This is a genomic window from Microcoleus sp. AT8-A3 (genome assembly GCF_036705675.1).
Taxonomy (GTDB): Bacteria; Cyanobacteriota; Cyanobacteriia; order Cyanobacteriales; family Microcoleaceae; genus Microcoleus.
In genome coordinates this window covers 35,194-46,448 of record NZ_JAUBVD010000040.1, presented here as the reverse complement: position 1 = coordinate 46,448, position 11,255 = coordinate 35,194, and the positions used below count along the sequence as shown (strand labels likewise).

The 11,255-nt window shown below is 45.4% G+C and carries 8 protein-coding genes; 6 read left to right on the top strand and 2 right to left on the bottom strand.

Going from position 1 to position 11,255, the window contains the following annotated elements; all coding sequences use genetic code 11:
* Nucleotides 1-416: 416 nt before the first annotated feature.
* On the bottom strand, nt 417-728 hold the full coding sequence (locus QUB51_RS21150) for a 30S ribosomal protein PSRP-3 (protein ID WP_333056906.1): 312 nt from the start codon (nt 726-728) through the stop codon (nt 417-419).
* Nucleotides 729-905: 177 nt separating this feature from the next.
* Here QUB51_RS21150 and QUB51_RS21145 point away from each other — a divergent pair, with 177 nt between their 5' ends.
* Both QUB51_RS21145 and QUB51_RS21140 read left to right on the top strand, forming a co-directional pair.
* Nucleotides 906-1,691, top strand: coding sequence for a TIGR01548 family HAD-type hydrolase (locus QUB51_RS21145; RefSeq protein ID WP_333211905.1), 786 nt, complete (start codon nt 906-908; stop codon nt 1,689-1,691).
* A gap of 247 nt (nt 1,692-1,938) precedes the next feature.
* Nucleotides 1,939-2,175, top strand: coding sequence for a hypothetical protein (locus QUB51_RS21140; RefSeq protein ID WP_333056864.1), 237 nt, complete (start codon nt 1,939-1,941; stop codon nt 2,173-2,175).
* Between the two features lie 490 nt (nt 2,176-2,665).
* Here the strand turns inward: QUB51_RS21140 and QUB51_RS21135 are convergent, their stop codons facing one another.
* On the bottom strand, nt 2,666-3,484 hold the full coding sequence (locus QUB51_RS21135) for a tetratricopeptide repeat protein (RefSeq protein WP_333056863.1): 819 nt from the start codon (nt 3,482-3,484) through the stop codon (nt 2,666-2,668).
* Between the two features lie 825 nt (nt 3,485-4,309).
* On the opposite strand from QUB51_RS21135, the gene QUB51_RS30465 reads away from it, so the two are divergent.
* The 4 genes from QUB51_RS30465 to QUB51_RS21125 all read left to right on the top strand — a co-directional run bounded on the left by QUB51_RS30465 (nt 4,310) and on the right by QUB51_RS21125 (nt 11,032).
* Complete coding sequence (locus QUB51_RS30465; protein WP_445251911.1) at nt 4,310-4,645, top strand: IS200/IS605 family accessory protein TnpB-related protein; 336 nt, start codon at nt 4,310-4,312, stop codon at nt 4,643-4,645.
* A complete protein-coding gene (locus QUB51_RS30460; protein ID WP_445243046.1) occupies nt 4,629-4,931 on the top strand; it encodes a zinc ribbon domain-containing protein in 303 nt (100 codons plus the stop codon). Before QUB51_RS30465 ends, QUB51_RS30460 begins: the two co-directional genes overlap by 17 nt.
* Before the next feature lie 29 nt (nt 4,932-4,960).
* Nucleotides 4,961-6,967 carry an ABC transporter ATP-binding protein gene (locus QUB51_RS21130; protein WP_333263128.1) on the top strand — a complete coding sequence of 669 codons (2,007 nt, stop codon included), beginning with the start codon at nt 4,961-4,963 and terminating at the stop codon, nt 6,965-6,967.
* A 627-nt stretch (nt 6,968-7,594) separates the two neighbouring features.
* A complete protein-coding gene (locus QUB51_RS21125; RefSeq protein ID WP_333233880.1) occupies nt 7,595-11,032 on the top strand; it encodes a PAS domain S-box protein in 3,438 nt (1,145 codons plus the stop codon).
* Nucleotides 11,033-11,255 lie beyond the last annotated feature (223 nt).

The window sequence follows — 11,255 nt, the reverse complement described above, 5'->3', positions numbered from 1 at the left end:
CCGTTCATAAAGCTTATTGACAATGGTACATTTCAGTTATAACTCACATTTTGCACCCTTTTCAATAACAGGCAAGATGCCTGTTCCACAAAGAGGGAATTTTCTTGTGGAACGGGCATCTTGCCCGTTCATAAAAATCTATAAGCAGCGCGTCAAACCACTTTTCGCTTAAGTATTAATTATCAAAACAACGCCGATTTTAGAGCTTTATTTTCAATAAATCTCGAATCGACCAAGCCCACAACCAGAGTAGGTATGAAAATCGGATTTAATATCAATATAAGCTGTAGCGAATTCAAATTTTATGTTTCACGGCGAGGTGGAAAAAGCGTCAAATCCTCTCGCCTTCTCCCCTCTCTCCTTCCCCTCGTTAGCCATAACAGGCAATGTATATGGGTAGCAACTAAAAGCGGGGCTTAGTTGCTGCCGGTAAAAGTCACTAGGGGGAACTTTGACTGAGCTTCAGTCATCGGGCGCCGTCTGCCTTCCTCTTGCCAGTAGTTGATTACTTCTGTGGCTTGGTTGAGGATTTCGACGCGATCGTTATCAGCAATCCAGTGTTTGGCTTCGAGTTCGTTTTTGAGGTCTTCCCACGCATCTTTGCGTGGCCAGAAAAAGTAGGATGTCAGCGGGCTAGTTCCTTTGCCGACAACTTGGTCAACGGCGAGGGCAACATTCTCTTCTAGCCAGAGAACTTTTAAGATGAACTTGGACAAGCAAACCTCCAGGGTTCCGATCGAACTTGTTAAAAATTTCTACAATCGCTAAGCGTAGCACACTCTGTTCGATAATTGGTCATCGGCCATAAAAAGTTTTGTGGCGCGACTGCTTTTAGCGCCACTCAGGGGCTGGAAACCGATAAAATTTGGGTTCTCACCCGCCCTAGGTACAAGGATGGTTAAATTGTGAACAGAGTTATTGTAGTTTTTGACATTGATGGTGTGGTGCGGGATGTGTCGGGTTCCTATCGGCGGGCGATCGCGGATGCGGTGGAACATTTCACGGCGGGTGCTTTTCGCCCGAATTCTCTCGATATCGACTCTCTGAAGTCTGAGGGAGTGTGGAATAATGACTGGCAGGCGTCTTTCGAGTTAGTTTGCCGTTATTTTGAGGGAATTGGGCGATCGAGAAACCAACTCGCTCTCAACTATGACGAATTAGTGGCTTTTTTCCAAAGTCGCTATCGCGGGCCCGATGAGAAAAATTGGACTGGTTACATTTGCGACGAACCGCTGCTGTTAAGTCCGGCTTACCTGGAAAGTTTAACGGTTGGGGGCATTGTTTGGGGCTTTTTTAGCGGGGCGATGCGGGATGAAGCTGCTTATGTTTTGTCAGGGAAACTGAGTTTAAATTCCCCGGTGTTGGTGGCGATGGAAGATGCACCGGGAAAACCCGATCCGGCTGGACTTTTCGCGGCAATTGAACAGTTGGAAACTCTGCATGGTTTAGCAAAAAATTTGCCCGTGATTTACGCGGGAGATACTGTTGCGGATATTTACACGGTTGTGAAGGCGCGGGAAGTGCAACCAAATCGGGTTTGGCTGGGGGCTGGAATTTTGCCACCTCATGTTTTGGATGATGCTGTGCGCTGCGAGGCTTATGCTGCTGGGCTGGAAAATGCGGGTGCAGCAGCGGTTTTCAGGAATGTCGAGGAGTTGACGGCTGCGCGGATTTGGGAATTAGTTCAGTAGGCCAGTCAGTCTGTAGGCTACGCATTCCGCACCTTATTTTTTTGATAAACAATGTCTGTAGGGTGCAGCGAACCGGATATTATTGACAAACAAAGGTAATTTTGTTAAATAATTTTGCACCTTATCCTATTGACAAGTAAATGTAGTTTTGTTACATTTGTTTGTCAATTTTTGCATCTTTGAGTTGACAATATCTGCGGCGGCGGCTTAGTACAGAGTAGAGGTTAAGCTCTAGGAGAGTGCCACTATGTTAGTTTCGCGATCGACTGATAAACAACCTACGCTGGAAGAAACTCGGCAACTAGAAAAGCTCCAAGCCCAAATCGAGCGAGCTGTTGCTAACGGCAAGATATCTAAGCAAGAAATGGAAGACATCAGAAGAGCGATTTGTGCTGACGGAAAAGTTACTGTTGAAGAACTGGAACTGTACAGAATATTGGTGACAGATAGGATTGTTGCTGGAGAAGTAGAATACGATTTTTGAGAAGAGAATTCAACGGAGGGAACGGATTTTAGGGATGAATATTGAGGAAATAAGAAACCAGGAAGAAGAGTTTTAATGGTTCTTCAATAGTTTATTTACTGCTCTAAGCTGTGGAGCATTTAAACCAGTAACGAGGCTAGTAGGGTGCGTCAGCTAGAACCCTTACGCTGAAACGGAAAACCTTAGATGCTGACGCACCTTACGCAAGCCCTTTAAATGCCGAACAGCTTAGCAATCCTAAATGATTATACTCGTTACCAGGAAGAGCCTGGTAACGCAGACCCGGAGGAAGAGCCTCCCTAGTCTGGGCCGAGGCAGAGCCTCGCTTACATCGGTTCCCAGGCAGAGCTTGGGAACCAGTTAAATGGTTCTTCAAGAGTTTATTTACTGCTAGCTTAGGATGAAATTTGGCAATTTTTTGGAGCATCCCTTTTAGGAATTATACGCCACAATTATGGGATGCTCACAATTTTTCATTGGCGTTTTGAGATTATTTCAAGTGCAAGAATTTGTCTAATGCACTGACTGCAAGTGGTGGCCAGCGGCGGGTATTGGCAACCCAATCGAGGTCTTTGTAGCGGGAGTCGAGGCCGATGGCTGCTACCCAATTGCTCTCAGCTTCGCCGCGATTTCCAGCTTCCCAAAGACAGGCGCTGAGGGCGGCTCTCATGTCGGCAAATTGGGGGTATCTGCGGACGATGTTTTTCATGTTGCGAATTGCTTCTTTGGTTTGCCCGTTTTGATAAAGTGCCAGGGCGTGGTTGGCGCGGGCAAAGGCGTATTCGGGGGCTAGTTCAAAGGCTTTGCTGTAGTCGGCAATTGCTTGTTCCCATTGTCCTAAACCTGCTTCGGCGTTGCCTCGGTTGTTATAGGCGGCTGGATCTTGGGAGTCTAATTCTAGTACATGATTGTAGTCGGCGATCGCCTCTTCCCAGCGTCCTAAACCCTCTAAGGCGGTGCCGCGGTTTAGGTAGGGATCGGGGGCGTCGGGTGCTAGTTCGATCGCTCTTTCGTAGTCGGTAATAGCGGCTTGTAGTTTGTTTTGGCTGACTCTAGAATTGCCTCGGTTGCTCCAAGCTGCCGCTTGTGAGGGAAATTTTTCAATGATTTGAGTCCAAAAAGTTTCAGCGGCGGGAAATTTGCCTTCATTTGTAGCTTCAAAAGCTTTTTGAACGAGTTCTCCCAATTCCTGTTGGGGATCGGCGATATCTGTTGGTTGTACTTGTGCGGCAACGGGGGCGATATTTCCCAACCATACTAATCCGGTTACAATTAATACTGTAAAAAATGTGAAAACTGAGCGAATCATCGTTGTTGGTCGTTTAAACTTTACTAAACATATTATTAACCGAATTGGCGGGCGTTGGTTAGAAGATGTTTGAAAAGTCTGGGCGACTTAAGTCGCAGCTACAGGGACAAAACCTGCCTCCGCAGGTTCTGGATTTTGTTTCGTCGGGATAGGCGGACTTTGGTTGGGTAGTTGCGGGTTTAACTGATATCATGTCCGATCGATTGACCATAATATCCCGGCCGGCGCGGGTTTTTGAGATTGTCAATTATTGGCAGATATTGGCAGGTTTACCCGCCCCTTGCAAGCTCCAAGTAGCGCCTGAGCAGTCCATCAAAATTGATGCAACCCTTCAGGCGTTCGCGAGCTGACGGGGTGACAACCTCGTCAAAATCCCTACCTGTTGCGGATTTCGGCAAGTTGCGGTAAAAAAGATGAGGTAATTTTTGTCAACAAGCCCCATCTGTTAAATATGTTTCCTCAATTTTACCACATCCACCTGCAACACCAACTAAAAACGGACGTATACGTGACGCTTAAAATCTTGGTATATCTTTGGCAATGCCACAAACAAGTTAGTATTGAGTTGCTGGCTTCTTTGATGCCTTATCCCATTTTATTTGAGAGTCGTCCTTGCAGCATACAAAGATTTATTAAATTATCTTTCCTCGATATTAAAAACCTCTGGTTCCCTATTGTTCGATAATTTATAAAAACAAAATTTTCTCGCTCCCAGAGCCTTAAACTTACTGCTGTGATTTGGGTAGGAGTGATATTGCAGTTACTTCTGAGGGAGATACATTTAGCGGTAAATAAATTACCAAAGTTAGGAATCATTATGCCAAGTTGAGAGCAAATATCCAGCGAAAAGCCAGGAAAGGCTCGCGTTGCACTCGGCGTAGATGTCGAGAATTGTTGAAACGGTTGTCGGGCAAGGAAAAGCGCTTTCAGACTTTGGTAAATCACACTATCAGTCACCGTATCGTAACCAAGGCTAAGAACAAAAATCAAGTTGTCGCTTTGGAAGATTTGACGGGAATTAGGGAGCGCACAAATCAGCAGCCACGCTCGAAACAAGTGCGGAGACGATTCAATAACTGGGCATTCTTTCAGTTGCGCCAATTCCTAATCTACAAAGCTATAAAGCATAGCGTAAAGATTTTGTTTGGGGAGCCTAGCTAGATATACTAGCAAAATGTGCCACAAGTGCAATCATATTCACCCTGGACGGGGCGAATCTTATAGAATTGGTAAAAAGTTCGCTTGTGACCATTGTGGCTGGAAAGGTGATGCCGACTTAAACGGCAGTAAGAATATTGCTGCTATTGGGGCTTTCGTAAATAAGCCCTTATGTTCGAGATTGTTTTGCAATGTGCAAGATTATTTCAGGGCGATTGAAAGCCCACACTGTGCCTGTACTCAGGGAGCGTGCTGGGTAATTTACCAGGCCCTGCTACAATCCACTTAGTCTCCCTTTAATTTTTGCCATAGACTTCCATGAGTGAAACCGTCCTAGAAGTTCGCAACCTGCGGGTTCAATTTCAATCTGCGGACGCAGGCGATGCGTCTGCAACCGTCAAAGCGGTTGACGGCATTTCGTTTGAGGTCAAGCGAGGGCAAACTCTGGGCATCGTGGGAGAGTCGGGCTCGGGAAAATCGGTAACATCCCTGGCTGTTATGGGTTTGCTGTCGAGTTCGTCAACGAAAATCGAGGGCGAAATTTGGTTTTCTCCGACAAAAGACGGCGCTAGCAATGGGCCCCTTAATCTACTGGAAATGCCGGACAGGGAAAAACAAACATACCGGGGCAGTCAGATTGCGACGATTTTTCAAGAGCCGATGAGTTCGCTAAATCCGGTTTATACGATCGGATTCCAACTCACAGAAGCCATTTGTTTGCACCAACAGGTGTCGCAGACAGAAGCGCGACGCCAAGCTGCTTCTTTGCTGCAAGAAGTGAAGCTGCTACCGGGCGACGATGAGCTCAGGCAGCGGTGTTTGGCTTTGCGGCAAGAAGCGGTTCGGGAGGACGATCGCGATTTGATGCAGCTCGTCAACGGCCAAAAACAAGCTATGCTCGATCGCTATCCCCACGAACTATCAGGCGGTCAAATCCAGCGCGTGATGATTGCAATGGCCATTTCTTGCAATCCAACTTTATTAATTGCTGATGAACCTACCACGGCTTTGGACGTAACCGTGCAGGCAACAATCTTAGCTTTGCTGCGGGAGTTGCGGGACTCTAGAGGCATGGCAATGATTTTTATTACCCACGATTTGGGCGTCATTGCTGAAATTGGCGATACGGTGGCGGTGATGTACCGAGGCAAGATTGTTGAGTGCGGTGCGATCGAACAAATTTTCACCAATCCCCAACATCCTTACACAAAAGGTTTATTAGCTTGCCGCCCAACTCTCGATCGGCAAAGGCGCCGTTTGCCGACAGTTTCCGATTTTATGGATGTCACCACAAATGCTAGCGGCGAATTAGTAATTGTCGAGAAAAATGCCGATTTAGACGGCGACAACAGTGGGGGAAATCCCGCTTTTGCAACCGGAAAACCGCCTAGGCTGCCGCATATTTCCGGCCCTTTGCTAGCTGTTGATAACTTGCGAGTCGGTTTTCCGGTGCAGGGAATGTTTGGCGAAACTAAACGCTTGTTTATGGCGGTAAACGATATTTCTTTTGAGGTTTACCCCGGCGAGACTTTGGGTTTGGTGGGCGAGTCTGGCTGCGGCAAATCTACTTTGGCGAGGGCTTTGCTGCAATTAATTCCGATCACCAGCGGTAAAGTGTTTTTTGAAGGTCAAGAAATTACGCCTCCTGCCAGAAGTAGTTCGGCATCGCAGTGGATGGCTAATTACCGGATGAAAAAAGAGTACGATCGCAAATTGCGGTGGCTGCGGCGCGATCTGCAAATTATTTTTCAAGATCCTTTTAGTTCTCTCGATCCGCGTCTAAGTGTTGGGGATGCGGTGATGGAACCGATGGTGATTCACCGCTTTGGTAAGAACCAGAAAGAACAGCGCGATCGCGCGGCTTATTTGTTGGATAGAGTGGGTTTAAATCCCGATTTTATGCGGCGCTACCCTCACGAGTTTTCGGGTGGACAGAGACAGCGAATTTGTATTGCTAGAGCTTTGGCTTTGAATCCTAAGTTTATTATTTGCGATGAGTCGGTTTCGGCATTAGATGTGTCGGTGCAGGCGCAAGTTTTAAATTTGCTGAAGGAGTTGCAAACAGAGTTTGGACTGACTTATATTTTTATTTCTCACGATTTGAGCGTGGTCAAGTTTATGAGCGATCGCGCGATCGTGATGAACAAAGGTAAAATCGAAGAAATTGGCACTGCTGAGCGCATTTACCGCCAACCGCAGCAAGCTTACACGCGACAACTCATAGCTTCTATTCCAGCGGGGAATTTGGAGCGAATTCGGCAACAGCAACTAGGTCGCCAAGCTGCTTGGCCCCCATCGCCTGCGGATGAATCAGAACAAAATTGATATCTAGTGTTTTAAACTCGTATCAATTACCAATTGCCCGTTACCAATTACTAATTAGCCATTGCGCGCGAACATCTCGTGCAAGGAAAAACTGCTAGGAAGATTTTTTTTTTCACAAATCAGAAGTTTATATTTATTTTAAATTCATAATTTATGCTCACATTCAACCTGTTTGAAGTTGACTAATATTCCGGGCTGTTTAACCCACAGCCAGGGCGCTAAACGCAGTATTTTTCTACATCAAACCAAGTTATTTCTACAGGCCAAAAGTGCGGTATAACAGGCTACGATAAGGCGGTAAGCAGATTCAGGCGCAGCCTAGATAATTAGGGTTTGCGTCTAGGACTAGGTAAATTAGGCCAAATGTCCAATGACTAACAACAATATATCGCGTAGTATTATAAGTAAACTCTCTCTCTGAGTCGCAAAAATTAGCAAATGCGTACCCCAGCTAAAAAGAGATTGGTGGCTACTTCCGTAAATATACTTAATTATCTCCTCGTTTTGGGTACATTTACCCAATTATTCAATATTAGAGCTCGCAAAGTAGGAAATATTTATAATATTTAAACATCTTTATTGTAATTTTTAAATCAGCACAACTCAAAGTAACTATAGAGTAAAAGAATGAAACATTCAGTTCAAGTAGGAGAATCCAAAAGCACTAAATTGGTGAAATTCCTGCAATTGTTGTGGACAAAAATTATGGCTGCAGTCACCACAATACAAAAAGCAGAATCTAGAAAGCATTCTGAAAAAAAAATCAGCGTAGCGACGATCGCCCCTGGGAGTTTATTCTCAATTTTGATAATTGTACTGCTGGTGTTAAACGGGTGGCTCGTAGCTGGCAGTGGCGATAATTTCTACCATCGCCAACTCGCCCTGGGATTTTTGGCAATAGCAAATATTGTCTTTTTGGCGGTATGGGCGGGATCAAAAGCTTCTGCTGTCGCAGCCCAAAACGATCGCCCATCCAGCGAACCCAACGGGGGCGATCGCTTTTTTAGCCTCTCGCTAGATATGCTGTGCGTCATTAGTTTTGACGGTTATATAACACTCATCAACCCAGCAGCAGAAAAAATCCTCGGCTATTCCCCAGGAGAAATGATTGGCAAACTCTTCATTGAATTCGTGCATCCAGACGATCGCGAAACTGCTTTAAAAGAAGCTGAAAGTGTTGCTACGGGGAATAATACCGTTGGGTTTGAAAATCGCTGGCGCTGTCGCAACGGTTCTTACAAGTGGATAGCCTGGACTGCTACGGGTTTCTGCGAGGAAGAATTGATCTATGGTGTCGGGCGCGACATTACCGCTCAAGAACAAGCAGAAGCAGCGCTGCAAGAAAGCCAGCGTTTTCTCGAACAAATTGCCAATGCTACTCCGAATATTCTCTATGTCTACGACGAGATCGAGCAGCGAAATGTGTACAACAACCGCGAAATCAATGTCGCGCTGGGCTATACCGTCGAAGAAGTTCAAAAAATGGGCAGCAGTCTGTTGCCTACCATTATCCACTCTGATGATTTAGCTAAATTTCCAGAATATTTGCAGCAATTGGAAACTGCTCCCGACGGCGAAGTTGGTGAGTACGAATACCGGGTGCGCGACAAAAATGGCTGTTGGCGCTGGCTAGTCAGCCGGGAAATTGTATTTAGCAGAACAGAGGAGGGAAAAATTAAGCAGCGTCTCGGTTCTGCTACGGACATTACAGAGCGAAAAATAGCAGAACAAGCTTTAGCAGAACAATTGAAACTTTCTTTATTCACAGCAGATGTGGGAATTGTTCTAACTCAAAACCAGGGTTTGCGTAGAACTTTGCAATATTGCGCCGATGCAGTTGTGCGCCATTTGGATGTTGCCTTTGCTCGGATTTGGACGTTGAATGAAGACGGAAATGTATTGCAACTGCAAGCAAGCGCGGGGATATATACTCATATTGACGGCGCTCACAGCCGCATTGCTGTCGGGGAGTTCAAGATTGGTTTAATCGCCCTGGAGCGACAACCTCACATCACTAATTCTGTGAAAGAAGATCCCCGAATCCAGGACAAAAAATGGGCGGCGCGTGAAGGAATGGTGGCTTTTGCTGGATATCCCCTAATTGTTGACAATCAGTTGCTGGGAGTAATCGCGATGTTTGCTCGCCAGGAGTTGAACGAATCAACGCTGATTGCTTTGGCGTCAAGTGCCGATACGATCGCCCTGGGAATTAAGCGCAAACAAACAGAAGAAGCTCTCGCCAGACAACAGCAAACTTTGAGGGCAATTATTGACAACGCTCCGATCTGGGTATGGCTGACAAATGCTAGCGGACGGATGTTATTAATTAACAAAACTTTCTGCGAAGATGTGGCTATACCTGAATCAAGATTTTTAGCAGCATCTCACTATTCCGAAGTTATGGGATTAGAAGCATCTGCTAACTGCATGGCATCTGACGCGCAAGCGTGGAGCCAAGATATTCCCTGTTATGCTGAAGAAGTGATGCAGCTTGCTGATGGTAAAGAACATTATTTGGAGACAATTAAAACTAAGGTCAAAGATGATTTTGGAAACACGATCGGCTTAATCGGCTTGGGTTTGGACGTTACAAAACAAAAAGAATCTCAAAGACAGTTGCAAAAGTCGGAAGCGAGATTCCGCAAATTAGCGGAGCAGGAAGCGCTGCTGAACCAGCTAGCTAGCAATATCCGCGAATCTCTAGATTTAGATACTATTTTAGCAACAACTGTGCAGCAGATTCGCGACTTGCTGCAAGTCGATCGCTGTGTGTTTATCTGGTATTTGCCCGACGCTTCGCCACCAGCTTGGGATGTCGTCCACGAAGCTAAAAATGATGACTTGGTCTCGCTTTTGGGTTATTTTCCTGCTGACATAACGGGTATGCTGCCGCGAAAAATCGCTAATTTGGAAGTTTATCAAATAGATGATGTTGCAACTGTCAGCGATCCCGTAGAACAAAAATTCTTTTTGGAGGTTGGTTGCAAGTCTGTCTTGGATTTGCCGATTAAAAGTGCGGGGGGTCTAACTGGTGTTGTTGGCTGCATTTCTTGCAGGGAGGTTCGCCAGTGGACAAAAGAGGAAGTGGAGTTAATGGAGGCAATTGGCGATCAACTAGCGATCGCGATCAGTCAATCTAAACTTTACACTCAAAGCCTCGATTCAGCCCGGATAGCGCAAGAACAAGCAGCCAAACTAGAAGTAACTCTGTGCGAACTTAAGCTTGCTCAAACCCAGCTCATTCAAGCAGAAAAAATGTCAAGTCTCGGTCAGATGGTAGCAGGAATCGCCCACGAAATCAATAACCCTGTCAGCTTTATTTTCGGCAATCTTACCTACACAGAAGAATACGCCAGAAACCTGATGAAACTGGTAGAAATGTATCGAGATGAATACCCGGAACCTTCTCCAGCGATTCAGGAGCAAATAGAAGTTTTAGAGCTGGATTTTGTGCTAGACGACTTGCCCAAAATGCTGTCTTCTATGCAGGTGGGAGCCACTCGTATTCGGGATATAGTGCGGAGTTTGCGAAATTTCTCTCGCCTCGATGAATCTGACATGAAAAAGGTTAACATTCACGAAGGAATCGACAGCACATTGATGATTTTAGAACACCGTCTGAAAGTTCATCCCAATAGCGTAGCGGGTACGGAGTACGATCGCCCAGCAATTCAAATCGTTAAAGAATACGGAAAATTGCCACGGGTGGAGTGCTACGCCGGACTATTGAATCAGGTGTTTATGAATATTATTGCTAACGCTATTGACGTGTTACAAGAACCGCTCGAAAATCCGGGAATTATTCGCATTCGTACAGAGGTAGAAGGTACTCTCGCTGTGATTAGAATTTCTGATAACGGTGCAGGTATGACAGATCAAGTCAAGCAGCGGATATTTGACCCGTTCTATACTACAAAACGGGTCGGTTCGGGAACGGGGATGGGTTTAGCGATTTCCCATTCAATTATTGTCGAAAAACATAAAGGTGAAATCAAGTGTTTCTCGGTGGTGGGGAAAGGCACTGAATTTATAATCGAAATTCCGATTAAAAGGACAGAAAATTAAATTGGTTTGTAGGCAAAAATACTAAGGTGCGTCAGTTTGAAAAACCAGATTTTTTTGTACTAACCTTAAGACTGACTCACCCTACAAACGCCAACATATAAAACTTATTTTACCAGAAATTTGTCTGGTTAACAATATGAACGAGACAACTAAAATTGATATGATATTAAAAATCTAAAATCTAAAATCTAAAATCTAAAATCTCAAGACGCACTCTACAGGC